The organism is Streptomyces sp. NPDC085931 (assembly GCF_044540565.1).
Taxonomy (GTDB): Bacteria; Actinomycetota; Actinomycetes; order Streptomycetales; family Streptomycetaceae; genus Streptomyces.
In genome coordinates this window covers 76,233-98,991 of sequence record NZ_JBITSK010000006.1, presented here as the reverse complement: position 1 = coordinate 98,991, position 22,759 = coordinate 76,233, and the positions used below count along the sequence as shown (strand labels likewise).

General features: G+C 73.7%; 25 protein-coding genes and 1 tRNA gene. 11 read left to right on the top strand and 15 right to left on the bottom strand.

The genetic code is table 11. From position 1 onward, the window contains the following. Positions 1–48: 48 nt before the first annotated feature. A complete protein-coding gene (locus ACIGAN_RS14000; RefSeq protein WP_399857350.1) occupies positions 49–2,124 on the top strand; it encodes an MDR family MFS transporter in 2,076 nt (691 codons plus the stop codon). A 43-nt stretch (positions 2,125–2,167) separates the two neighbouring features. On the opposite strand, the gene ACIGAN_RS13995 is transcribed toward ACIGAN_RS14000, so the two are convergent. Then, positions 2,168–2,917: a cobalt-precorrin-6A reductase gene (locus ACIGAN_RS13995; protein WP_399857348.1), complete on the bottom strand. Its 750-nt coding sequence runs from the start codon at positions 2,915–2,917 to the stop codon at positions 2,168–2,170. A gap of 634 nt (positions 2,918–3,551) precedes the next feature. Here ACIGAN_RS13995 and ACIGAN_RS13990 point away from each other — a divergent pair. After that, on the top strand, positions 3,552–4,352 hold the full coding sequence (locus tag ACIGAN_RS13990; protein WP_399857346.1) for an HAD-IIA family hydrolase: 801 nt from the start codon (positions 3,552–3,554) through the stop codon (positions 4,350–4,352). Here the strand turns inward: ACIGAN_RS13990 and ACIGAN_RS13985 are convergent. Both ACIGAN_RS13985 and ACIGAN_RS13980 read right to left on the bottom strand, forming a co-directional pair. Beyond that, positions 4,338–5,111 (bottom strand): sulfite exporter TauE/SafE family protein, encoded by a 774-nt coding sequence (locus ACIGAN_RS13985; RefSeq protein WP_365095516.1) that lies wholly within the window; start codon positions 5,109–5,111, stop codon positions 4,338–4,340. The genes ACIGAN_RS13990 and ACIGAN_RS13985 overlap by 15 nt on opposite strands. A 78-nt stretch (positions 5,112–5,189) precedes the next feature. Continuing rightward, positions 5,190–6,377 (bottom strand): thiolase family protein, encoded by a 1,188-nt coding sequence (locus tag ACIGAN_RS13980; RefSeq protein WP_365740399.1) that lies wholly within the window; start codon positions 6,375–6,377, stop codon positions 5,190–5,192. Between the two features lie 186 nt (positions 6,378–6,563). Here ACIGAN_RS13980 and ACIGAN_RS13975 point away from each other — a divergent pair, with 186 nt between their 5' ends. The 7 genes from ACIGAN_RS13975 (at position 6,564) to ACIGAN_RS13945 (ending at position 11,006) form a co-directional block, all read left to right on the top strand. After that, complete coding sequence (locus tag ACIGAN_RS13975) at positions 6,564–6,821, top strand: WhiB family transcriptional regulator (RefSeq protein ID WP_365740400.1); 258 nt, start codon at positions 6,564–6,566, stop codon at positions 6,819–6,821. Then, the gene (locus ACIGAN_RS13970; RefSeq protein ID WP_365095508.1) at positions 6,818–7,300 is read left to right on the top strand and encodes a Dps family protein; all 483 of its coding nucleotides are present in this window, start codon (positions 6,818–6,820) and stop codon (positions 7,298–7,300) included. Before ACIGAN_RS13975 ends, ACIGAN_RS13970 begins: the two co-directional genes overlap by 4 nt. Before the next feature lie 53 nt (positions 7,301–7,353). Next, complete coding sequence (locus ACIGAN_RS13965; protein ID WP_399857342.1) at positions 7,354–7,698, top strand: DUF3140 domain-containing protein; 345 nt, start codon at positions 7,354–7,356, stop codon at positions 7,696–7,698. 2 nt (positions 7,699–7,700) lie between these two features. Next, on the top strand, positions 7,701–8,348 hold the full coding sequence (locus ACIGAN_RS13960; RefSeq protein ID WP_399857340.1) for an endonuclease: 648 nt from the start codon (positions 7,701–7,703) through the stop codon (positions 8,346–8,348). Between the two features lie 235 nt (positions 8,349–8,583). Further along, complete coding sequence (locus ACIGAN_RS13955; RefSeq protein ID WP_365740402.1) at positions 8,584–9,408, top strand: hypothetical protein; 825 nt, start codon at positions 8,584–8,586, stop codon at positions 9,406–9,408. Between the two features lie 144 nt (positions 9,409–9,552). Continuing rightward, on the top strand, positions 9,553–10,365 hold the full coding sequence (locus ACIGAN_RS13950) for an SAM-dependent methyltransferase (RefSeq protein WP_365740403.1): 813 nt from the start codon (positions 9,553–9,555) through the stop codon (positions 10,363–10,365). 104 nt (positions 10,366–10,469) lie between these two features. Further along, entirely contained in the window at positions 10,470–11,006 is a 537-nt protein-coding gene (locus ACIGAN_RS13945; protein WP_365095499.1) for an NUDIX hydrolase family protein, read from the top strand. 106 nt (positions 11,007–11,112) lie between these two features. Here the strand turns inward: ACIGAN_RS13945 and ACIGAN_RS13940 are convergent. Further along, positions 11,113–11,186: transfer RNA gene (locus ACIGAN_RS13940), tRNA-Pro, on the bottom strand. A gap of 136 nt (positions 11,187–11,322) precedes the next feature. On the opposite strand from ACIGAN_RS13940, the gene ACIGAN_RS13935 reads away from it, so the two are divergent. Then, entirely contained in the window at positions 11,323–12,021 is a 699-nt protein-coding gene (locus tag ACIGAN_RS13935) for a transketolase (RefSeq protein ID WP_365095496.1), read from the top strand. A gap of 32 nt (positions 12,022–12,053) precedes the next feature. After that, positions 12,054–12,965: a transketolase family protein gene (locus ACIGAN_RS13930; RefSeq protein ID WP_365095493.1), complete on the top strand. Its 912-nt coding sequence runs from the start codon at positions 12,054–12,056 to the stop codon at positions 12,963–12,965. 15 nt (positions 12,966–12,980) lie between these two features. Here the strand turns inward: ACIGAN_RS13930 and ACIGAN_RS13925 are convergent, their stop codons facing one another. From ACIGAN_RS13925 to ACIGAN_RS13875, 11 genes are all read right to left on the bottom strand, one after another. Then, positions 12,981–13,337, bottom strand: coding sequence for an MmcQ/YjbR family DNA-binding protein (locus ACIGAN_RS13925; RefSeq protein WP_365095490.1), 357 nt, complete (start codon positions 13,335–13,337; stop codon positions 12,981–12,983). 30 nt (positions 13,338–13,367) lie between these two features. Beyond that, positions 13,368–13,895, bottom strand: a complete 528-nt coding sequence (locus ACIGAN_RS13920; RefSeq protein ID WP_399857336.1) for a GNAT family N-acetyltransferase — start codon at positions 13,893–13,895, stop codon at positions 13,368–13,370. Further along, positions 13,892–14,449: a helix-turn-helix domain-containing protein gene (locus ACIGAN_RS13915; RefSeq protein WP_399857901.1), complete on the bottom strand. Its 558-nt coding sequence runs from the start codon at positions 14,447–14,449 to the stop codon at positions 13,892–13,894. The genes ACIGAN_RS13920 and ACIGAN_RS13915 overlap by 4 nt, the downstream gene beginning before the upstream one ends. 61 nt (positions 14,450–14,510) lie before the next feature. Further along, entirely contained in the window at positions 14,511–15,413 is a 903-nt protein-coding gene (locus tag ACIGAN_RS13910; protein ID WP_399857334.1) for a LysR family transcriptional regulator, read from the bottom strand. 31 nt (positions 15,414–15,444) lie between these two features. Further along, complete coding sequence (locus ACIGAN_RS13905; RefSeq protein WP_399857332.1) at positions 15,445–16,638, bottom strand: glycine C-acetyltransferase; 1,194 nt, start codon at positions 16,636–16,638, stop codon at positions 15,445–15,447. 35 nt (positions 16,639–16,673) lie between these two features. Next, positions 16,674–17,702 carry an L-threonine 3-dehydrogenase gene (gene tdh, locus ACIGAN_RS13900; RefSeq protein WP_365740407.1) on the bottom strand — a complete coding sequence of 343 codons (1,029 nt, stop codon included), beginning with the start codon at positions 17,700–17,702 and terminating at the stop codon, positions 16,674–16,676. Between the two features lie 198 nt (positions 17,703–17,900). After that, positions 17,901–18,473: a GAF domain-containing protein gene (locus ACIGAN_RS13895; RefSeq protein WP_399857330.1), complete on the bottom strand. Its 573-nt coding sequence runs from the start codon at positions 18,471–18,473 to the stop codon at positions 17,901–17,903. A 61-nt stretch (positions 18,474–18,534) separates the two neighbouring features. Next, positions 18,535–19,164: a GTP-binding protein gene (locus ACIGAN_RS13890; protein ID WP_365740409.1), complete on the bottom strand. Its 630-nt coding sequence runs from the start codon at positions 19,162–19,164 to the stop codon at positions 18,535–18,537. Then, positions 19,142–19,513 (bottom strand): DUF742 domain-containing protein, encoded by a 372-nt coding sequence (locus tag ACIGAN_RS13885; RefSeq protein WP_399857898.1) that lies wholly within the window; start codon positions 19,511–19,513, stop codon positions 19,142–19,144. The genes ACIGAN_RS13890 and ACIGAN_RS13885 overlap by 23 nt, the downstream gene beginning before the upstream one ends. A 2-nt stretch (positions 19,514–19,515) precedes the next feature. Continuing rightward, on the bottom strand, positions 19,516–19,950 hold the full coding sequence (locus tag ACIGAN_RS13880) for a roadblock/LC7 domain-containing protein (protein WP_094055233.1): 435 nt from the start codon (positions 19,948–19,950) through the stop codon (positions 19,516–19,518). Positions 19,951–20,018: 68 nt separating this feature from the next. Continuing rightward, complete coding sequence (locus tag ACIGAN_RS13875) at positions 20,019–22,301, bottom strand: sensor histidine kinase (RefSeq protein WP_399857328.1); 2,283 nt, start codon at positions 22,299–22,301, stop codon at positions 20,019–20,021. Between the last annotated feature and the right edge of the window lie 458 nt (positions 22,302–22,759).

Below are 22,759 nucleotides of genomic sequence, written 5' to 3'. Positions count from 1 at the left end.
CGGACGTTCTGGCATGCGCACGTAGCCCACAGGTGTGAAGGTGACGACGTGACCGTCGTGGAGGAAACCGCCCCGTCCGCCTCCCAGCCGCCGGTGCTGGACACCCGGCGCCGCAACGTCGTCTTCGTGACGATCATGCTGGGCATGCTGCTGGCGGCGCTCGACCAGACCATCGTCGGCACCGCCCTGCCCACCATCGTGTCGGATCTCGGCGGCGCGGAGCACATGTCGTGGGTGGTCACCTCGTACCTCCTCGCGGAGACCGTCGCGACCGTGCTGGTCGGCAAGTTCGGCGATCTGTTCGGCCGCAAGCTGGTCTTCCAGGTGTCGGCGATCGTGTTCATCACGGGCTCGTTCCTGTGCGGTCTGGCCACGAACATGCCGCTGCTGATCGCCTGGCGGGCGATGCAGGGCATCGGCGCGGGCGGGCTGATGGTCACGTCCATGGCGCTGATCGCGGATGTGATCCCGCTGCGGGAGCGCGGCAAGTACCAGGGCGCGATCGGCGCGGTGTTCGGGGTCGCCACCGTCGTCGGGCCGCTGCTGGGCGGGCTGTTCACCGACCATCTGACCTGGCGCTGGGCGTTCTACGTCAACGTGCCCATCGCGATCGTGGTCGTCGCGGCGGCGGCCCGGACCATTCCGGTGGTCAAGGCGGTGGCCCGGCCCGTCATCGACTACCTGGGCATCACGCTGGTCGCGGTCGGTGCCGGCGCGCTGATCCTGGCGACGAGTTGGGGCGGCAACGAGTACGCCTGGGGCTCGGGCGTGATCATCGGGCTGTTCGTCGGCGGTGTGATCGCGCTGGGGCTGTTCTGCCGGGTGGAGACGCGGGCGCGCGAACCGATGCTGCCCATGCGGCTGTTCGCCAACCCGGTGTTCACGGTCTGCTCGGTGCTGAGCTTCATCGTCGGCTTCGCGATGCTGGGCGCGCTGACGTACCTGCCGACCTATCTGCAGTACGTCGACGGCGACTCGGCCACGGTGTCCGGCGTGCGGACGCTGCCGATGGTGGCGGGGCTGCTCATCGCGTCGGTGTTCAGCGGCACGGTGGTGAGCAGGACCGGCCGCTACCGGCTCTTCCCGATCGTCGGCTCGCTGGTGATGGGCGTGGGCCTGTACCTGATGTCCTTGATGGGGCCGGGCACGGGAGCGGCGCTGGAGTCGTTGTACATGTTCGTGCTGGGCACCGGCATCGGGCTGAGCATGCAGGTGCTGACGATCGCGGTGCAGAACACCGTCGACTACGCGGACCTCGGGACGGCGACCTCCGGCGTCACCTTCTTCCGTACGCTGGGCAGTTCGTTCGGCACGGCCGTGTTCGGCACGATCTACACCAACGCGCTGGCGCCCAACCTGCGCGAGGGCGTCGCGAGTGCGGCGCGGGCCGGTGAGGTGGACCCGGCCACTCTCGGCCGGGCCGTCACCAGCCCGGAGGGCGTGCACGAGTTGCCGTCGGCCACGGCCGCCCCGATCGTCGGCGCCTACGCGGACACGCTGCAGACCGTGTTCCTGTGGACCGTGCCGGTCGCCGTCCTGGGCTTCCTCGTCGCCCTGTTCCTCAAGCAGGTCCGGCTGCGCGACACCGCGCGGACGGGGTCGACCGACCTGGGCGAGGGGTTCGCCTCGCCGCACGGCGCGGACTCCCGCCGGGTGCTGGAGGCCGCCGTCGGGAAGATCATCGGCAGTACGGACCTGGACACCACGCGCCGGATCGTGCTGGAGTCCGACACGCGGCTGGACGTGGCCGGGGCGTGGGCCGTGATGCAGGTGGAACTGTTCACGCGGATGGTCGGCCACGCCGGCCTCGGGCTGATCGCCGCGCGGCGCCGGATGCCGCCGGAGGTGCTGGTGCCGGTCTTCGAGCGGATGGTGCAGGAGGGGTTCCTCACGCGCAGCGGCTCGCTGTTCTCCCACACGGAGGCGGGCGCCCGGGAGGCCGCGGTCATCACCAGGGCCTGGGCGGCGTGGCTGGAGGACCGGCTGGGACGGGACATCGGGCGCCCCTCGGACGCCGACCTGCGCGTCGCGGTCGACGCGATCGCGAAACGGCTGCTGGTGGAGGACTTGAGCCACGGCCTGCCGGCCGGACCCCCGAAGACCCTGACGACCAGCACGGTCTGACGTCCCGGGCAGGGCCGACGTCGCACGGTCCGTCACACGGCCCTCAGACTTCCGCGCCGTACCCGAGTCGCTCCAGCACGCTTCGCACGTCGGGGACCGCCGTGACGCCGTCCGGCAGGGGTGGCCGGCCGACCACCACCACCGGCAGCCCCAGATCCCGGGCCGCGGTCAGCTTGGCCGCCGTGGCCGCTCCCCCGCTGTCCTTGGTCACCAGGACATCGACGCGGTGCTCGCGCAGCAGGGCCGTCTCGCCGGGCACCGTGAAGGGACCCCGGGCCAGCAGCACGTGCGTGTCGGGCGGCAGCGGCGGCTCGGGGGGATCCACCGACCGCACCAGGAAGTGGAGTTCGGCCAGGTGCGCGAACGTGGCGAGGCCGAGGCGCCCGGTGGTCAGGAACACCCGGCGGCCGAGCCCGGGCAGCAGGTCCGCGGCCGCGTCCAGTGAGGGGACGGGGTGCCAGCGGTCGCCCGGGCCGGGCCGCCAACCCGGGCGGCGCAGCACCACCACGGGCACCCCGGTCGCGGCCGCGGCCCGCGCCGCGTTGGCCGTGATCGACTCGGCGAACGGATGCGTGGCGTCGACCAGCGCGGTCACCCCTTCCCGCCGCAGCCACCCGGCAAGCCCCTCGGCCCCGCCGAAGCCTCCGACGCGCACCTCACCGTCCACCGCCCCCGGCCGCGCCACGCGCCCCGCCAGGGACGTGGTGACGCGGACGCCGGCACGGGCGGACAGCACGGTGGCCAGGACACGGGCCTCGGCCGTACCGCCGAGGATCAGGACATGAGGGGACACGGCGTCGAGCGTACGAGGTTCCGTGCGACGGACGGCGGGGCGGGTGCGCCCGGCGGATGCCTACCGACTGGCGCGGTCCGGCGGGCGCGGCCCTCGGATGCCCACGACGGGCGCGGACCCGCGTGGCGTCCACCGGCTGGCGCGGATCCACGTGGCGTCCACCGGCAGACGCGGATCCGCGAGCCCGGACCGGCGGGCGCTGGCCTGCGGGCCGGACCGGCGGGCGCGGGCCCGCGGGCCGGACCGGCGGACACTCACCGGCGGGCGGACCCGCGAGCGTTCACCGGCGGGCGCGGACCGGCGGATGCCGGCCTGCGTGCACGGACCGGAGGATGCCCACCGGCAGGCTCGAACCGGCGATACCCACCTGCGGCTGCCGAGCGGCGGCTACCCACCGGCAAGCGCGGATCCGCAGACCCGAACCGGCAGGCCCACACCGACAAACGCCCACCGGCAGGCGCCGACCCGCAGACCCGAACCGGCGGGCCCGAACCCGCAGGCCCGAACCGGCAGGCCCAGACCGACAAACGCCCACCGGCAGACCCGAACCGACAAACGCCCACCGGACCGCTGGCAGACGCCCGCCGGCGGCCGCCCACCGGCAGGTACCGCCCAGGATGGTTATGGTCCTGGCATGGAGTCCGTGCGTGCCGTGCTCGTGGACATCGACGGGGTGCTGACCGTCTCGTGGCGGCCGCTGCCCGGTGCCGTGGAGGCGTTGCGGGAGATCCGGGCGGCCGGGTTCGCGGTCCTGCTGGTGACGAACACGACGTCCCGGACGCGGGCGTCGATCGCCGGGACGCTGGCGGACGCGGGGTTCCCGGTGTCGGCCGAGGACGTCCTGACCGCGCCCGCGGCGACCGCCGCGCATTTCGCCGAGCACGCCCCCGGTGCCCGGTGTGCCCTGCTGAACAGCGGTGACATCGCGGCGGACCTGGAAGGGGTGACGCTGGTCGACCCCGCGGACGGCGATGCCGTGCCCGACGTGGTGCTGGTCGGCGGGGCCGGACCCGAGTTCGGCTACGAGGCGCTCGACCGGGCCTTCGGGCAGCTGCAGCGCGGGGCGCGCCTGGTGGCGATGCACCGCAACCTGTACTGGCGTACGGCCGAAGGGCTGCGGCTGGACTCGGGCGCCTTCCTGGCGGGCCTGGAGCGGGCGGCGCGTGTGGAGGCCGAGATCACGGGCAAACCGGCCCGGGCGTTCTTCGCGGCGGCGCTCGCCCGGCTGGGCGTCGCCGCTGACGAGGCCGTGATGGTCGGGGACGACGTCGAGTCCGACGTCCTGGGGGCCCAGCGGGCCGGGATCACCGGGGTGCTGGTCCGGACCGGCAAGTTCCGGCAGGAGACGCTCGACGCCGCCGGCGGGACGCCCGACCACGTGATCGACGCGTTCGCGGACCTCCCCGCCCTGCTGCGCGGTTCAGCGCAGCAGTAGCTGGAGTCCGCCCAGCACGGTCGCCGCGATGACCAGCTGCTCGAACAGCCGCTGGTTGATCCTGTCGACGGCCCACTTGCCGAGCAGCGCGCCGGGCACGACGAACACCACGAGCGCCAGGTCGAGCAGGAGGGAGCGGCCGTCGATCAGGCCGAGGCCGGCGCTGAAGGGCAGCTTGGAGACGTTGACGATCAGGAAGAAGAACGCCGAGGTGCCGAGGAAGCCGAGTTTGCGGAAGCCGGCCGACAGCAGGTACATCGACATCACCGGGCCGCCCGCGTTGGCGACCATGGTGGTGAAGCCGCCCAGCACGCCGTAGGAGCGGGCCTTGAGGCGGCCCGGCCGGGTGGTGACCGACTCCGGTTCCTCCTCCGCGTCCGCCGTGCGCCTGCGGTACACGGTCACGGCCGCCATCAGCAGCAGGATCGCGCCGATGGAGGTCCGTACGACCGCGTCGTCCGCCCACAGCAGGAACACCGTGCCGACGACCACGCCGGCGGCGACCGCGGGGAACAGCCGCCACAGCGTGGGCCAGTGCGCGTGCCGCCGGTAGGTGGCGACGGCGAGCAGGTCCCCGGCGATCAGGATGGGCAGCAGCACGCCGGTCGAGGCGCGGGCGGGCAGCACCGCGGCGAAGACGGCGAGGCTGACGGTGTTGGCGCCGCTGACGGCGGTCTTCGAGAAGCCGACGAGCAGAGCGGCGAAGGCCAGGGCGGCGAACTCCCAGCCGGTGATGTGCCAGAGCGTCATGGTGTTCATGCGAACACCGATGCTATGTGCGACGAATCGGTGCGGTGAGTGCCGTCTCGCCTGCCGGGCCCGCCGGTGCGGTGCGGCTCAGGACCGTTCGACCAGCACCGCGCTGCCCTGCCCGACGCCGACGCACATCGTGGCCAGTCCCCGGGCGGCCCCCGTGCGCCGCATGCGGTGCAGCAAGGTGGTGAGGATACGGGCGCCGGAGCAGCCCAGGGGGTGGCCGAGGGCGATGGCGCCGCCGCTGGGGTTGACCAGGTCGGGGTCGATGCCGAGCTGGTCGACGCAGGCCAGGGCCTGGGCGGCGAACGCCTCGTTGAACTCGGCCTCCTGCAGGTCGGCGACGTCCCAGCCGGCCCGGGCCAGGACCTTGCGGGTGGCGGGGACCGGGCCGATGCCCATCACGTCGGGGTGGACACCGGCGGAGCCGCCGGCGACGTAGCGGCCCAGGGACTCCAGGCCCAGGTCGTTCAGAGCCTCCTCGCTGACCAGAAGCAGTCCGGCGGCGCCGTCGTTCATCGGGGAGGCGTTGCCCGCGGTGACCGTGCCGCCCTGCCGGAAGACCGGCTTGAGCCGGGCCAGCTTCTCGTAGGAGGTGTCCTCGCGAACGCACTCGTCGGTGTCGACGACGACGCCGTCGGGGCGCTCGACGGGCAGCAGTTCGTCGTCGAAGTGGCCGTTCTTGCGGGCCTCGGCGGCGCGCTGGTGGCTGCGCAGGGCGAACTCGTCCTGGCGCTCGCGCGGGATGCCGTACCGGGCGGCGACCTCCTCGGCGGTCTCGCCCATGGACAGCAGGCCGTGCAGGTCCTTCATCGCCGGGTTGACCAGGCGCCAGCCCAGGCGGGTGTCGACGGTCTCGATGCGGTGCGGCAGCGCCTCGTCGGGGCGGGGCAGTACGAAGGGGGCGCGGCTCATCGACTCGGAGCCGCCCGCCACGACGACGTCCGCCTCACCGGCGGCGATGGTGCGGGCGGCCGTGGTCACGGCCTCCAGGCCGGAGGCGCACAGGCGGTTGACGGTGGCACCGGGGACGGACTCGGGCAGGCCGGCGAGCAGGGCGGCCATGCGGGCGACGTTGCGGTTGTCCTCGCCCGCCTGGTTGGCGGCGCCCCAGTACACATCGTCGACGCGGGCCGGGTCCAGCGCGGGCACGTCGGCGATCAGGGCGCGGACGACGGTCGCGGCGAGGTCGTCGGGCCGCACCGAGGAGAGGGATCCCCGCAGTTTGCCGATGGGGGTGCGGCGGGCGGCCGCGAAGTGGACGGGACGCACGAGAGGGCTCCTCACACCGCCAGTTAATTAGCACTGCTAGTTTCGGATGATAGCCCCTTCACCGCCCACTGGGAAGATTTCGGTGGCCGGAAGGGTGCCCCGGCCTGCGTTCCCGCAGGCGGGGGCGGCGTCGTCCGGCGCATCACGCCGCGTTTGCACCCGTGGGCCCTGGGCACCCGCGCGTTCATGGAGTGGTTGCGGAGCGCCGCCTGCGTGGACGAGGACCCCGAGTTGTTCTTCCCCGTGGGCACCGCGGGCCCCGCCCTGCGCGACGTGACGGCCGCCAAGCGGATCTGCGCGCGCTGCCCGGTGACCGACGACTGCCTGAGCTTCGCGCTCGGCAGTGGTCAGGCATCGGGCGTGTGGGGCGGCACCTGCGAGGAGGAGCGCCACGCACTGCTCCGGACCACGAGCAACGACGCGAGAAGGAGAAGCGCCCTATGACGGCTGTGAGGAGCACCCTGCCCGACGACGCCCGCAAGGTCGCCTGCGAGGCACTCCAGGACACCCTGGTCGATCTGCTCGGACTCTCGCTCACGGGCAAGCAGGCGCACTGGAACGTCGTCGGACCGCGGTTCCGGTCCATCCACCTGCAGCTGGACGAGGTGGTCGCGGCCGCGCGGACCTTCGCCGACACGGTCGCGGAGCGCTCCGCCGCGCTCGGCGTGCCGCCGGACGGCCGCCCGGAGACCGTCGCCAAGGCCTTCACGCTGCCCGCCCCGAAGGAGGGCTGGGTCCGCGACGAGGACGCCGTGCAGGTGATGGTGGAGGCGCTGCAGGAGGCGATCGGCCGGCTGCGCGGGCGCATCGAGGCGACCGAGACGGCCGACCCGGTCACCCAGGACCTGCTGATCGCCGTCACGGCGGAGCTGGAGAAGCAGCGCTGGATGTTCGACGCCGAGAACTTCCCCCGCGAGAGCTGACCTTCGCGGATCAAGGCGCGGAGCACCCGACGTACGGACGGAAGGGGCAGGCGATGACCGACGCCCTCGAACTCGACGCGCTGTGGGAGGACTTCCACCGCGTGGTGAACATGACCTCCCAGGAGCTCGCGGCCTGGCTGCGGGTGCGGGACGCCGAGGAGGCGACGGAACCGCTGCCGGAGCAGGCGGGGACCGCCACCGGTCAGCGCGTCCTGGCGATCCTGCGCAAACGGCGCACGGACCTGACCGGGGACGACCTGCGCGTGATGCGCGAGGTCGTGGACACGGTCACGGAACGGGCCGACCCGGAGAACGAGCCGGTGACCGGGGCCACGGCCGGGGACACCCGCCGCCGGCACCGGCTGATGACGCTCGGCCACGACCCGCTGAAGGGTTGAGCGTGGACCGCCGGGAGCGCGTCGTGCACGCGCTCCTCGACGCGCACGGCAGGACCTTCGCGGACGAGGCGGGCATCCGGCTCGAGGACGCACCGCAGCCCCTGTACCGGCTGCTGGTGCTGTCCCAGCTGCTCAGTGCCCGCATCCGCGGTGCGATCGCGCTGGCCACCGCCCGTGCCCTGCACGAGGCGGGGCTGCGCGATCCGCGCCGCATGGCCGGCTCGCCCCGGCGGGAGCGGGTGGCGGCGCTCGGCCGCGGTGGCTACCGGCGCTACGACGAACGCACCGCCACCCAACTCGGGGACGCCGCCGCGCTGCTGAACGAGCGGTGGGGCGGCGATCTGCGGCGCCTGCGCCGGGAGGCGGCGGGCGAGCTGCCCGAACTGCGGCGTCTGCTGCGGGAGTTCCCTGGCATCGGACCCGCCGGTGCCGACATCTTCCTGCGCGAGGCGCAGGAGGTCTGGCCGGAGACGGCCCCCTACCTGGACGCCAAGGCCCTGCAGGGCGCCGAGCGGCTGAACCTGCCGGGGGATCCGGAGCGGCTCGCCGAACTGGCCGGGAACAGCGGCACGGCCGTGCTCGCCGCCGCGCTGGTGCGCGCGGCGGTCGACGGCAAGGTGGCCGAGGACACCCTGCGCCGCGCCGCCTGACCTCCGCGCACCGGCCCCGGCCCACCGCGCCGGCCCCGGCCCACCCGGCGGCCACGGGCCGTCCACGGCCGGCCGGACCACTCCGTCCGCTCCTTCGCCGAGGCGTCCCGGCCCGGCCGCCGGACGAGCGCCGGGAACCGGCACCGGCTCACCCGATCGGTCCCGTGCCGGTGGTGGGGCCACGGCCCCGGTGGTGCGCTGGGGGCACGCGCCACGCTCCCAGGAGGCACTCCCGATGACCCGTCGCCCGCTGCGCCTTGCCCGTGTCCTGCCCTGTGCCCTCGCGGCGGGCACGCTGCTGGCCACCGCCGCCTGCTCGGACGGCGGCGGCACGGACGGTGCGCGCGTCTCGGGTGTCCGGGCGTCGCAGGTCGCCGGGAAGAAGCAGACCCCCTCTCCCGCCGCCACCCTCTCCACCGACACCGCGCGGACCGCGCTGATCACCGAGGCGGACATCGAGGACGCCTGGACCCAGGTCAAGGACACCGAGGCCCAGGACTGGCACGACAGCCTGCTCATCGGCAAGGTCGACGTCTCCGACTTCCTCACCGCCAAGGCCCAGGCCGCCGACTGCCGGCGGTTGCTGGACTCCCTCTTCGACGACGACCTGCTGGGCAGGCCCTCCGGCGCGTCCGTCCTGCGCGGGTTCGAGCAGGGCGACTCGCGCCTGCTGTACCAGGTGGCATCCTACGACCGGACCGACCCGCAGGACTCCCTGGCCTGGCTGGCGACCCTGCCGCAGGAGTGCGACCGGTTCACCGTGACCGACGGGGGCGAGCGGCGCACGGTCGAGGTGGTCGACGCCTCGCTGCCCGCCGTGGGCGACGCCCGCGAGGCCGTGCGCGTGACCGTGGACGGCTCGGCGGACGGCACGGCCGCCACGCTGACCCTGGACGTCGCCGCCGTACGCGTCGGCGACGACGCGATCACCGTCACGGCGGGCGGGCTCGACGGCGGCGAGGACGACTCCGTCGAGCAGGCGGCGAAGCTCGGCACCCAGCGTCTGAAGGACGTCCTGGCCGGCCGGACGCCCGCGCCCGCCCCCGGCGAGGTCGAGTAAGGCACCCCGCTCCCCTCCCCCTGCGCTCTGCGCCGCTCCACCGGCCGCATTCGGCCCGCCGATTCCCGGGACAACGTGATCAACGGGGCGGCACAATGGCGGCGACGGCCGGTCGCGGCCGTACGGGCGAGGAGAGGAAGAGACGTGAGTGAGAGCCACACCCCGCCGAGCGGCTCGGCGAGGCTGAACACCGGTGTGGCGCACAACGCGCGCGTGTGGAACTACTGGATCGGCGGCAAGGACAACTACGAGGTCGACCAGCAGGTCGGCGAGCACGTCGCCGGCATGTTCCCGATCATCCGGGACATCGCCCGGGCGGACCGGGACTTCCTGGGCCGTGCTGTGTCGTTCCTGGCCGGCGAGCGCGGAGTGCGGCAGTTCCTCGACATCGGCACGGGGCTGCCGACGGCGGACAACACCCATGAGATCGCCCAGCGGATCGCGCCCGAGTCGCGCATCGTCTACGTCGACAACGACCCGATCGTCCTGGTGCACGCCCGGACGCTGCTGACCGGCACCCAGGACGGCGTCACCGCCTACATCGACGCCGACGTGCACGACCCGGACGCCATCCTGGAACGGGCCGCGGGCACCCTGGATTTCACCGAGCCGGTCGCCGTGATGATGCTGGGCATCCTCAACTTCGTCCTGGACACCGCCAAGGCCCGGGACATCGCGCACCGCGTGATGGCCGCGGTCCCCTCCGGCAGCTACCTGGTCCTCACCCACCCGACCTTCGACGACGCGCTGGGCGGAGCGGGCCAGATCCCGGCGATGGAGTTCTGGAACGAGAACGCCACTCCCCCGATCACCGCCCGCAGCGGCGCGGACATCGCGGAGTTCTTCGACGGTCTCGAACTGCTCGAACCCGGCCTGGTGTCGTGCGGCCAGTGGCGCGCCGCGCCCGGCTCGGCGGTCCTGGTGCCCCAGTACGGCGCGGTCGCGGTGAAGCCCTGACGCACGCCGATCGCGCGAGGACGGTTGAACGGGCGTGGGGGCGGTCACAGTTCTAGCGGAGCGGCTGTCCAGGAAGTCCGAACGGCTGAAAGTATGATCAAGCGATGTCTGACATGACCGAAACCACGCCCGGCTGGCTGTCCTCCGACGAACTGGAGTCGACACGCGCCCGCATGCCGATCCTGTACGTCGAGGCCGTCCCGGTCCGCGTCGACGACAGCGGCGAAGTCACCAGTGTCGGCCTGCTGCTGCGCATCGGGCCGGACGGCACGGTCAGCCGGACGCTGGTCTCCGGCCGCGTACTGCACCACGAACGCGTCCGGGACGCCCTGCTGCGCCATCTGGAGAAGGACCTCGGCCCGGTCGCGCTGCCCCGGGTGCCGGCGTCGCTCCAGCCGTTCACGGTCGCGGAGTACTTCCCCACGCAGGGCATCACGCCGTACCACGACCCGCGCCAGCACGCGGTGTCCCTCGCCTACATCGTGCCGGTGACGGGCGACTGCCGGCCCCGGCAGGACGCGCTCGACCTCGTGTGGTTCAGTCCGCAGGAGGCGGTCTCGGCGGCGGTGCAGAGCGAGATGCCGGGCGGGCACGGGGTGCTGCTGAAGCAGGCGCTGGCGCACGCGGGCTGCGCGATCTGACGGGCCCAGGGCGGTGCCCCCCGGGGGGCCACCGGCCGCCCGAGGGCGCCCGCACAGCGAACAGCGGGCCCGCCGATGCCGGCGGGCCCGCTGTTCGATCCGTCTGTCGGGACGACAGGATTTGAACCTGCGACCCCTTGACCCCCAGTCAAGTGCGCTACCAAGCTGCGCCACGTCCCGTTGCCCGTCTGACCTGGGGGTTTCCCCCGGCCGAACGCGCAGGGAAACAATACCGCACTCGTGCCGGTGATCGCGCATCCGTTTCCCGGGCTCACCGCTTGACCTCGACTAAGGTTGAGGTTGCACGCTCTTCTGCATGACCACCACGACACGCACGTACACCTACGCCGACCTGCCGGAACTCATGGGCCTGATGACCGGCGACGAGAAACACGGCCCGGCCGCCACGTCCACGCTGGACGTGCTCTGGGTGCTCTACGACCGGGTGCTCCGGGTCGGCCCGGAGCGGATGACCGACCCGGAGCGGGACCGGTTCCTGCTGTCGAAGGGGCACGGGCCGATGGCGTACTACGCCGTCCTGGCCGCCAAGGGCTTCGTGCCGGTGGAGTGGCTGCCCGGCTTCGGCTCCTACGACTCCCCGCTCGGTCACCACCCCGACCGCACGCTCGTCCCCGGGGCCGAGATCGGCAGCGGCTCGCTGGGGCACGGGCTGCCCATCGCCGTCGGCACGGCGCTCGGGCTGCGCGCCCAGGGGCTGCACGAGCCGCGGGTGTGGACGCTGATCGGGGACGCCGAGCTGGACGAGGGCAGCAACCACGAGGCGATCGCCTTCGCCGGGCCCACCGGACTGGAGCGGCTGCACACCGTCGTCGTCGACAACTCCTCCGCGAGCCACGCGCGGCCGGGCGGGATCGCCGCCCGGTTCGAGGCGGCCGGCTGGTCCGCGCTGACCGTCGACGGCCGCGACCACGAGGCGCTGTACGCCGCCTTCACCGCGCCGCACCCGGGCCGCCCGCACGTGGTGGTGGCCCGGGTCGAGCCGAAGCACGCCTGACCCGCGAACGACCGGAAAGGAATCCGAGCCCCATGGACACCATGCGTGACCGTTTCGCCCCCGTCGTGACCCGGCTGCTCGACGAGGATCCCCGGGTGGCGGTCGTCCTCGCCGAGATCGGCGCGGACGGCTTCACCGAGGCGGCCCGCCGCCATCCCGACCGGGTCGTCAACGTCGGCATCCGCGAGCAGCTCCTGGTCGGGGCGGCGGCGGGGCTGGCGCTGACCGGGCTGCGGCCCGTCGTGCACACCTTCGCCAGCTTCCTCGTCGAGCGGCCCTTCGAGCAGGTCAAGCTGGACCTCGGGCACCAGGACGCGGGCGCGGTGCTGGTGAGCGCGGCCGCCTCCTTCGACTGGCCGGCGGGCGGCTACACCCACATGGCGCCCGGCGACGTGGCGCTGCTCGACACCCTGGACGGCTGGACCGTCCACGTCCCGGGCCACCCGGACGAGGCCGAGACGCTGCTGCGGCACGCGGTCGCCGCCGGCGACGACAAGGTGTACGTCCGGCTGTCCCTGCAGTCCAACCGGCAGGGACTGCCCGTCGACGGGGAGCGGTTCCGGACCGTCCGCGAGGGGCGCTCCGGTGTCGTGGTCGCCGTCGGGCCCATGCTCGACGCCACGCTCGCCGCGACCGAGGGCCTGGACGTCACCGTCCTCTACGCGACCACCGTCCGCCCCTTCGACGGGGCCGCCCTGCGCCGGGCCACCGAGGCGGCCGGGACGGACGTCGTCCTGGTCGAGCCGTATCTGGCGGGCACCTCGACGGCCGCGGCGAACGACGCCCTGGCGGAGGTGGGGCACCGGATCCTGGGGCTGGGCGTGGGCCGCCGGGAACTGCGCCGCTACGGGCAGGTGGAGGAGCACGTCGCCGCCCACGGTCTCGACGCCCGCTCGCTGCGGGAGCGGATCACCGGCTTCCTGGGGGCGGCGACCCCCGCGTGAGACCGCCCGGGGGCGTCAGTCCGCCGGGAGACCGAGCCGGGGATGGGCCTCCAGCAGCCGGGCCGGGGCCGCCTGGCGCCAGGAGTCGGCCAGGATGTCCCGCAGCTCGGCCTCGTCCTCCAGCGCGCCGAGCCGGGCGCGGACCCAGGCGAACTGCGCCTCGTGGTCGGCGATCCAGAACTTGCCCGGCTCGGCGAGCACCAATTCGTTCCGCTCCTCCTTGGGGCAGCGCACGGCGAGGGAGGTCTCGTCCTCCGGCAGCGTGGCGAACATCTTCCCCGCGACCCGGAAGGTGGGCATGCTCCAGGCGATCTTCTCCGTCGTGTCCGGCAGGGACAGGGCGATACGGCGTACGTCTTCGGCGTCCGGCATGGCAGGAACCGTAGCGCCCGGCACTGACATTCACCTGGTGGGAGCGGTCGCCGGCAGGCGCTTGTAGTAGAGGGTCGTCGGGCGCAGCACCCCGTCGGGGCGGGCCGCGTAGTCGGGGATGGCGCCGACCGGGGTCCAGCCGGCGGACCGGTACAGCCGCTCGGCGGGGCTGTCCGTCTCGGTGTCGAGGTGCAGCAGGGTGATGCCGGCGGCCGCGGCGGCGTCCTCGGCGGTGGCCAGCAGCCGGCGGCCCAGACCGCGGCCGCGGGCGTCCGGATGCACCATGAGCTTGACGAGCTCGGCGCGGTGCCGGCTGTTGGCCTTGCCGGGGAACGCGAGGCTCACGGTGCCCAGCACCCGGTCGCCGTCGGGCACGGCCCACACGGCGAGCCGGCCCGCGGCCACCTCGGCGGCCCGCTCCCGCCACCAGGCGAGGGCCTCGGCACGGTCGAGCGGGGCGAGGAAGCCGACCGAGGCACCCGCGTCCACGGTGCGGGTCAGCAGGTCGGCCAGCGCCCCGGCGTGGCCGCGCAGTCGGGTCGCGTCCAGGCGGATCACGGCCGCACCACCGCCAGCAGGTACCGCACGCCCTCGGCAGCGGCGCACCGGAAGCGGGTCGGCCCCCACACCCGCATACGCAGGCAGTCGCCGCTGCCGAGCCGGTGCACGGTGTCCTGCGCGGTCACCTCCAGGGCACCCTCCAGCACCCAGAGGTGCTGTTCCAGGCCGGCCACGGGCGGGCGGTCGTAGGCGATGTCGGCGCCGGCGTCCAGGCGGGCCTCGACGAGTTCGCCGCGCAGGGCGGGGTGCGGCGGGGAGATCGACCGGCGGACGAAGCCGGAGGGGCGGTCCTGCCACACGGGCTGGGCGTCGGCGCGCACGACGGGGGCGGGCGCGGCCTCGACCTCGCTGAGCAGCTGGGACATGGTGCGGCCGTAGACGGCGCAGAGGCGGTTCAGCAGGGCGGCCGTGGGGCTGATCTCCGCCCGTTCGGCCCGGGAGAGGGTGGATCTGCTCACTCCGCTGCGTTCGGCCAACTCGCCCAGGGACCAGCCGTGTTCGGCCCGCAGCTGGGCCAGTCGGGACCCGAGCCGGGCGTCGACGGCGCCCATGTCGTCGTTTCTCACATCCGGGACGCTATCCCGGATGTGAGACAACCGGGTTACGGAGTCCTCACACCCGGGCCGCGGTGCCGAGCGCGTCCAGCACGGGCCGGATCAGGGGGTGCTCCTCGGCTCCCCGGCGCACGGCGGCGAAGACCCGGCGGGTGGGCGCCGTGCCGTCGACCGGGCGGACGACCACACCGGCGAGGTCCATGCCGCGCAGCGCCGAGCGTGGTACCAGCGCCACCCCGGCGTCGGCCGACGCCAGCGCCACGACCGCGCGGAAGTCGTCCGAGGAGTGCTCCATACGCGGCTGGAATCCGGCGCTCTCGCAGGCCAGGACCACCACGTCATGGCAGGGGTTGCCCGGGTACGGGCCGATCCAGGGGTCCTTGGCCAGTTCCGCGAGGGGCACCTCGGCCGCGTCGGCCAGCCGGTGGCTGACGGGCACGACCGCGTCGAACGGCTCGGCGTACAGCGGTACGTGGGTCAGCCGGGGGTCGTCGGCGGGCGGGGCGCCCCGGTACTCGACGGCGACGGCGACGTCGACCTGCCGGTCCAGGACCATCGGCAGGCTGGCGTCGCCCTCGGCGTCCTGGACGCGGATGCGGATGCCGGGCGCCGACTCGGCGAGGCGGGCCACCGCGGGCGCCACGACCAGGGCGATCCCGGTGGCGAAGGAGGCCACCGTGACCGTGCCGGCCGCGCCCGAGCCGTAGGCGGCCAGCTCCGCCTCGGCCCGCTCCAGCTGGGCGAGGACGGCGTTGGTGTGGTTGAGCAGGATCTCGCCGGCCGGGGTGAGGCGCACCCCCTTGGCGCCGCGCTCGACGAGCCGGTGGCCGGTCTCCTGCTCCAGCGCGGCGAGCTGCTGGGAGACGGCCGACGGGGTGAGGTACAGCGCGGCGGCAGCCGCCGTCACGGTGCGGTGGTCCGCCACCGCACGGAGGATGTGGAGCCGCCGCGCTTCGATCATGTGACCGATTCTCTCAGGTCACCGGCGGTTTTCAGCCCTCCAGCTCCGCCCGCGCCGCGACGAAGGCGTCCACGGCGCGGTGCACGTCGTCCGTGGAGTGCGCGGCCGACAGCTGGACGCGGATGCGGGCCTGGCCCTGCGGCACGACCGGGTAGGAGAAGCCGATCACGTACACGCCGCGCTCCAGCAGCAGTTCGGCCATGCGGCCGGCCTGCGCCGCGTCGCCGATCATGACGGGGGCGATGGCGTGGTCGCCGGGGAGGACGTCGAAGCCCTCCTCGGTCATCCGGCCGCGGAACAGGGCCGTGTTCTCGGCGAGCCGGACGCGCAGGTCGTCCGCGGACTCCAGCAGGTCGAGGACCTTCAGGGAGGCCGCCGCGATCACCGGGGCCAGCGTGTTCGAGAACAGGTACGGGCGGGAGCGCTGGCGCAGCAGGGCGACGATCTCGGCGCGCGCGGCGACGTAGCCGCCGGAGGCGCCGCCGAGAGCCTTGCCGAGGGTGCCGGTGATGATGTCGACGCGGTCCATGACGCCGTGCAGCTCGGGCGTGCCGCGGCCGCCGGGGCCGACGAAACCGACGGCGTGCGAGTCGTCGACCATGACCATCGCGTCGTAGCGGTCGGCGAGGTCGCAGATCTCGTGCAGCGGGGCGACGTAACCGTCCATGGAGAAGACGCCGTCGGTGACGATCAGCTTGCGCCGGGCGTCTCCGGCGGCCTTGAGCTGCGTCTCCAGGTCGGCCATGTCGCGGTTGGCGTAGCGGAAGCGCTTCGCCTTGCTGAGGCGGATGCCGTCGATGATGGACGCGTGGTTCAGGGCGTCCGAGATCACCGCGTCCTCGGGGCCGAGCAGCGTCTCGAAGACGCCGCCGTTGGCGTCGAAGCAGGAGGAGTAAAGGATCGTGTCCTCCTGGCCGAGGAACGCCGACAGCCGCGCCTCCAGTTCCTTGTGCACCTCCTGGGTGCCGCAGATGAAGCGCACGGAGGCCATGCCGTAGCCCCAGCGGTCCAGGGCCTCGTGGGCGGCGGCGATCACCTCGGGGTGGTCGGCGAGGCCGAGGTAGTTGTTGGCGCAGAAGTTGAGGACCTCGCCGGGGCGGCCGCCCGCGGTGACGTTCACGGTGGCGGACTGCGGGGTGCCGATGACGCGCTCGGGCTTGTGCAGTCCGGCGGCGCGGATCTCGTCGAGGGTGGCGCGCAGGTCGTCGCGTACGGAGTCGAACATCAGGAAGCTCCTAAGGTGCTTGCGGAGGAGGGGGGTCACGCCGTCCAGTCGAGGATGACCTTGCCGCCGCGGCCGCTCGCCGCGTCGGCGAACGCCGCCTCGAAGTCATGGAAGCCGTAGCGGCCGGTGATCACCGGGGCGAGGTCGAGGCCGCCCTCCAGCAGCACGGACATCGCGTACCAGGTCTCGAACATCTCACGGCCGTAGATGCCCTTGATGGTGATCATCGAGGTGACGATCCGCGCCCAGTCGACGGGGAACTCCTGCGCGGGCAGGCCGAGCATGGCGATGCGGCCGCCGTGCGTCATGTTGGCGATCATGTCGCGCAGGGCCTCGGGGCGGCCGGACATCTCCAGGCCGATGTCGAAGCCCTCGCGCAGTCCGAGCGCGCGCTGCCCGTCGGCGATGGTGGCGGAGGCGACGTTCAGCGCGAGGCTGACGCCGATCTTGCGGGCCAGTTCCAGCCGGTCCTCGCTGACGTCGGTGATCACGACGTTGCGCGCGCCGGCGTGCCGGGCCACGGCGGCGGCCATCAGACCGATGGGGCCGGCCCCGGTGATCAGGACGTCCTCACCGACGAGCGGGAAGGACAGCGCGGTGTGGACGGCGTTGCCGAACGGGTCGAAGATCGCGGCGACGTCGAGGTCCACGGGCACCCGGTGCACCCAGACGTTGCCGGCGGGCAGCGCCACGTACTCGGCGAACGCGCCGTCGCGGCCCACGCCCAGCCCGACGGTGGCCCGGCACAGGTGCCGGCGGCCCGCCTGGCAGTTGCGGCACTTGCCGCACACCAGGTGGCCCTCGCCGCTGACCCGGTCGCCCACGGAGACGTCGGTGACGTCCCGGCCGGTCTCGACGACCTCGCCGACGAACTCGTGCCCGACCACGAGCGGGGTGCTGATCGCCTGCCGGGCCCAGCCGTCCCAGGCCCTGATGTGCAGGTCCGTGCCGCAGATTCCGGTGCGCAGCACCTTGATCAGGACGTCACCGGGACCGATGACCGGCTCGGGGACGTCCGCGAGCCACAGGCCGGGCTCCGCCTTCTGCTTGACCAGCGCCTTCACCGCTACGGCTCCTGGGGGTGAGTCCCGGCTCCGGGCATGCCGAAGGAGCCCCTGGACCGGGAGACAAGTGGGATCGCACAGCAATCTGCCGCACGACGGCGCACCGGTCCATCGAGGATTTCTTAAGCGCCGCCTCAGCTTTCCTTCACGCCTGCGGCGGGAGCGACCGGAGCCGCGGTGTTCCGGGCCCGGTGCCACTCACCAGGGCAGCAGCCCGCCTCCGCCCTCGAGCTGTGCGACGAGTTCGGCGGCGTGTTCCTTGATCACCGTCAGGCCCGTCCGCCCCCACGGCCGCGGCCCGACGTCGGCGACGCTCACCGTGCCGAGCACCAGGCCCGTGCCGTCGATGAGCGGTGCCCCGAGGTAGGAGCGGATGCCGAACTCGTCGACCACGGGGTTGCCGGCGAACCGGGGATAGTCGCCGACGTCCTCCAGGACCAGGGCCTTGCGGCGCACCACCACATGGGGGCAGAAGCCGTGGTCGCGGGGCAGGGCGCGGCCGAGGCGGGCACCGGTGCCGTCGCTGCGCACCACCGGCGCCACCGCCGGCACGCACAGCCCCGCGTAGAACTGCCCGTGCTCGCCGGGGAAGTTGACCATGGCGTACGGCGCCCCGGTGAGCTGGGCGAGGCGCTGGGCGAAGGCGTCGAGGGCGGGTTCGGGGCGCTCCCCCAGGCCCATCCCGCGCAGTCGGCGGGCGCGGGCGGGGGCCTCCTTGTCCTCGGGTGTGAGCAGCAGACGACCGGCCGGGCGCGGCGGGTCGTAGCTCATGGGCGTGCTCCCGGAGTGTGGGCTGGTGTCATGCAGGTTCTCCCTGATGGGTGTTGGGATGTCACATGTGGGCGCCATACCCCGTCGGGGTGGCCGGCGTGTGGGCGATCAGATGGCGCACCAGGGTCAGCAGGGTCTGGACCCCGGAGCTGGAGATCCGCGCGTCGCAGCACACCACGGGGACGTCGTCGGGCAGGTCGAGGGCACCGCGCACCTCCTCGGGGTCGTAGCGGTAGGCGCCGTCGAACTCGTTGACGGCGATGATGAATTCGAGGCCGCGCTGCTCGAAGAAGTCCACGGCCGCGAAGCACTCCTGCAGGCGGCGGGTGTCGGCGAGGATGACCGCGCCGAGCGCGCCCTCGCACAGCTCGTCCCACATGAACCAGAAGCGTTCCTGGCCGGGCGTGCCGAACAGGTACAGCACGTGTTCCGCGTCGAGCGTGATGCGGCCGAAGTCCATGGCCACGGTCGTCTCGACCTTGTTCTCGATGCCGTCGAGGTTGTCGGTCGCGGCGCTGACGGTGGTGAGCAGCTCCTCCGTGCTGAGCGGCGCGATCTCGCTGACCGCGCCGACGAAGGTCGTCTTGCCCACCCCGAACCCGCCCGCCACCAGGATCTTCAGCGCGGTCGGGAACGGGTCGGCGCCGCGTTCGGCGCGGTCGGCGTAGTCAGAGCTGTCGTCGTAGTCCATCGAGCACTGCCTCCAGAAGAGCCCGGTCCGTCGGGTTGTGGTGGAACGCGGGGGGCTTGGTCGTCAACGCCCCGCAGTCGACGAGGTCCGCCAGCAGCACCTTGGTGACGGCCACCGGCAGTTTCAGATGGGCGGCGACCTCGGCCACCGCGACGGGCACGCGGCACCGTTCGAGCGCCTGCGCGTGTTCGGGGCCGAGATAGCCGAGGGGGGTCGCCCCGGTGGCCATCACCTGCGACATGAGGTCCAGCGCGACGGTGGGACGGGTGCGGCCGTTGCTGATCGTGAACGGCCGCACCAGCCGCCCGGCCGCGTCGTCGAGCCAGGGCCCGTCGCCGGCCGCCGTCACGCTCAAGCCCTCATCGCCGGGGATTCGACGGACTGCTGGCGGGGTGCGGTCACCAGGTACGGCCGGACGCTCTTGACCAGCATCGCCATCTCGTAGCCGAGCACGGCGGCGTCGGCCTCGCGGCCGGCGAGCACGGCCAGGCAGGTGCCGGACCCGGCGGTGGTGACGAACAGCAGCGTCGAGTCGAGTTCGACGACGACCTGCCGCACGTCGCCGCCGTCGCCGAAGCGGACTCCGGCGCTGCGGCCGAGGGAGTACAGGCCGGAGGCCAGGGCGGCCATGTGGTCGGCGCTGTCCGGGTCGAGGCCGTGCACGGATTTCACGAGCCCGTCGCAGGACAGCAGCACCGCGGCACTGGTGTGCGGTACGCGCTGCACGAGGCCGCTCATCAGCCAGTCGAGATCGGAAACGTGGGCGGTCGGCGCATCGCTCGCCATGGTGGATCGACTCCTTGGGGTACGAAGGTCTGCGGGAGCGCTGGGGGTGGGGGTAGAAACGGGGATGGTCATCCGGCGGGTGCGCTCCCGTCGTGCCGGGTGGTGGTGCGGTCGGGGCGGGACGCGTCCCGGTGGGCCGGCCGCAGGGGGAACGGGTCCCTGGGGGCGGCTTCTGCGGACGCCGGGTCTGCGGGGACCGGCTGTGTGGGCACCGGCTCTGCGTGCGGCTGCTCCATGTGCATCATCGGCCCCACGTGCCAGGAGGCCGTGGGCGCGGTGTCCATGTGCACGGAATCCGTGTGCAGGGAATCCGTGTGCACGGAGTCCATGTGGGCGGCGTCCATGTGGGCGGCGTCGGGTGCGGTCACCGTGGGGTCTCGCTCCACGGGTGCCGTGTCCCCGGTCGCGGCCTCCATGTGCTGCCGGGCCTCGGCGAGGCTGATGCCGCGCTGGAAGGCCGCCATCAAGCCGGGGTCGTGGCCGACGAGAACCTCGGGGTCCTGGCGTGGCACCGGGCCGTCGCGCAGTTGGGGCGCGATGTGCTCCTGGGCGCGGCGGCGAGGCAGTTGGGGCTTGCCCATGGTGCCGCGCACGGCGCCGTTGCGGGGAGTGGGCATCGCGGTGACGTTCTCCGCGAGAATGCGCCGTTCCTCGTCGCTGATGCCGGGCCGGGCCTCGGCGGGCGTGGGCCGCTCACGGTGGGCCCCGCGCACGGGCAGCGGCGCGGGCCGGCCGGTCTCCCGGCCCCCTTCCGTGCCGGGTTCGGGCGCGTGGTGCCTGCCGCGCGGTGCCCCGTGGGCCCCGTTCGGGGCCGGGGGCCGCGCGCCGGACGAGGGCCTGCTCGAGGACCGTGCCCCGGGTGCGGCGCCGGGTACGGCCCCGGTGCCGGACTCGGCGCCCGACCGGCCGCCGGTCTCCGGAGCGAACCCGGAAGCCGACGAGGCGGCGGACGGGAGTCCGGGGGCCGACGAGGCGGCGGACGGAAGCCCGGAAGCCGACGAAGGAGCGACCGGAAAACCGGGCACCGCACCCCCAGCCGCACCTCCACCAGCACCAGCACCAGCACCAGCACCAGCACCAGCACCAGCAGTCTGCGCGCCGGACGCGCCCGCGCCACCGGCCGGAGACGCCCCGGCCTCCGCCCCCAGCAGCGCCTGCGGCACGACGAGCACCGCCTGCACTCCGCCGTAGATGTTGCTCTGCAGGCGGACGGTGATGCCGTGCCGCCGGGCCAGCTGCGAGACGACGAACAGGCCGATACGGCCGTCCGCGAGGAGCCGCGCGACGTTCACCTGGTCGGGATCGGCGAGCAGCGCGTTCATCCGCGTCTGCTCCTCCAGCGGCATGCCGAGCCCGCGGTCCTCGACCTCGACGGCGAGCCCGGAGGTGACGAGGTTGGCGCGGAGCAGCACTTGGGTGTGCGGGGCGGAGAACACCGTGGCGTTCTCGACGAGTTCGGCCAGCAGGTGGATGACGTCGGCGACGGCGTGACCGCGCAGGGTTCCGTCGATCGGCGGGACCAGTTTGACCCGCGAGTACTGCTCGACCTCGGCGATGGCCGAGCGCAGCACCTCGGTCATGGAGACGGGGTTGCTCCACTGGCGGCGGGAGACGGCGCCCCCCAGCACGGCGAGGTTCTCGGCGTGGCGGCGGATGCGCGTGGCCAGGTGGTCGACGTGGAAGAGCCCCTTGAGCAGATCGGGGTCCTCCATCTCGTTCTCCAGCTCGTCGAGGATGGAGATCTCGCGGTGCACCAGCGATTGCAGGCGCCGGGCGAGGTTGACGAACACCTCGAGCTTCTGTTCGCTGCCCGCCTGACTGGAGAGCTGCGAGGCCTGGACGACGGCGGTGACGGCACCGTCGTGCGCCCGGGCCAGGTCGCCCGCGAGGAGGTCGAAGTCGTCGGCGTCCTGGTCGGTGGTGGCGCGCCGGCTGTGGGGGGTGTGCTGCGGGGGCCCGTCGCCCCGGCGCAGCGTCTCGACCAGGGTGCGCAGGTCGGCCTCGCGGCGTGCGGTGGCGCGGCGCAGCGCGCCGACGCGGTCGTGCACGGAGCGGGCGGCGCGGCCCGCGGCCACCGCGGCGACGGCGATGCCCACCAGGGTGACGAAGACGGCTCCGCCGAGCACGGCCCACAGGGTCGGTCCGGGCCGCGCTCCGGTGGAGCGGACCGTGAAGAGGACGGCGGCGCAGCCGCTCAGGGCGACGGCGACCGGCGGCAGGACGGCGAGACGCAGCAGCTGGGGCCGTATGTGGGTCTCGGGCAGCGCGGGGGCGGTGCGGGCGGTGGGCCGCCCGTGCCGCGCGCCCTCACGGCGGTCCGCTCGTGCGGCCGGGGCGCGGAGATGAGACATCGGTGTCCTCGTACGGGTCCGTCGGGCCTGGGTGCCAGGGGGGCTTGCGGGGGTGCGTCCGGGCTCCCGCGGCCGTTTGCGCGCGCCCCGGTCCAGCCGCCCGGACCCTCCGAGCGCCATCCGCCCGGAAGTGCCCGGCGTCGATCGCCCGGAGTCCCCTCGCGTCCCCCGCCCGGAGTCCGCTCCCGTCGATCGCCCGGAGTCCGCTCCCGTCGACCGTCCGGAGTCCGCTCGCGCCGACCGCCCGGACCGCCCACGCGACCGCCCGGAGTCCTCAGGCGGTCGCCCCGAGTCCCCGCGCTGCCGCCCGGACTCCCCGCGCGGCAGCCCTGCGCTGCCCCGGCCCGGTTCGGCCCGCTGCCGGGAGGCGGGCGCCGGGGCGGTGCCCGGGCCGGCGTCGGTGGCGCGCGGGCAGCGGGGATCGCCCTCGCGTCGGCTCCCTCGTCCGCCTTGCGCCT

Bases quoted from the DNA above. Each gene is read 5' to 3' on its own strand.
- ACIGAN_RS13990 (WP_399857346.1), top strand. From the start codon at position 3,552: ATGGAGTCCGTGCGTGCCGTGCTCGTGGACATCGACGGGGTGCTGACC.
- ACIGAN_RS13910 (WP_399857334.1), bottom strand. From the start codon at position 15,413: ATGATCGAAGCGCGGCGGCTCCACATCCTCCGTGCGGTGGCGGACCAC.
- ACIGAN_RS13880 (WP_094055233.1), bottom strand. From the start codon at position 19,950: ATGGCGAGCGATGCGCCGACCGCCCACGTTTCCGATCTCGACTGGCTG.
- ACIGAN_RS13965 (WP_399857342.1), top strand. From the start codon at position 7,354: ATGACCGACGCCCTCGAACTCGACGCGCTGTGGGAGGACTTCCACCGC.
- ACIGAN_RS13975 (WP_365740400.1), top strand. From the start codon at position 6,564: ATGGAGTGGTTGCGGAGCGCCGCCTGCGTGGACGAGGACCCCGAGTTG.
- ACIGAN_RS13930 (WP_365095493.1), top strand. From the start codon at position 12,054: ATGGACACCATGCGTGACCGTTTCGCCCCCGTCGTGACCCGGCTGCTC.
- ACIGAN_RS13905 (WP_399857332.1), bottom strand. From the start codon at position 16,638: ATGTTCGACTCCGTACGCGACGACCTGCGCGCCACCCTCGACGAGATC.
- ACIGAN_RS13915 (WP_399857901.1), bottom strand. From the start codon at position 14,449: ATGGGCGCCGTCGACGCCCGGCTCGGGTCCCGACTGGCCCAGCTGCGG.
- ACIGAN_RS13890 (WP_365740409.1), bottom strand. From the start codon at position 19,164: ATGGACTACGACGACAGCTCTGACTACGCCGACCGCGCCGAACGCGGC.
- ACIGAN_RS13895 (WP_399857330.1), bottom strand. From the start codon at position 18,473: ATGAGCTACGACCCGCCGCGCCCGGCCGGTCGTCTGCTGCTCACACCC.
- ACIGAN_RS13935 (WP_365095496.1), top strand. From the start codon at position 11,323: ATGACCACCACGACACGCACGTACACCTACGCCGACCTGCCGGAACTC.
- ACIGAN_RS13955 (WP_365740402.1), top strand. From the start codon at position 8,584: ATGACCCGTCGCCCGCTGCGCCTTGCCCGTGTCCTGCCCTGTGCCCTC.
- ACIGAN_RS13925 (WP_365095490.1), bottom strand. From the start codon at position 13,337: ATGCCGGACGCCGAAGACGTACGCCGTATCGCCCTGTCCCTGCCGGAC.
- ACIGAN_RS13970 (WP_365095508.1), top strand. From the start codon at position 6,818: ATGACGGCTGTGAGGAGCACCCTGCCCGACGACGCCCGCAAGGTCGCC.
- ACIGAN_RS13985 (WP_365095516.1), bottom strand. From the start codon at position 5,111: ATGAACACCATGACGCTCTGGCACATCACCGGCTGGGAGTTCGCCGCC.
- ACIGAN_RS13875 (WP_399857328.1), bottom strand. From the start codon at position 22,301: ATGTCTCATCTCCGCGCCCCGGCCGCACGAGCGGACCGCCGTGAGGGC.
- ACIGAN_RS13945 (WP_365095499.1), top strand. From the start codon at position 10,470: ATGTCTGACATGACCGAAACCACGCCCGGCTGGCTGTCCTCCGACGAA.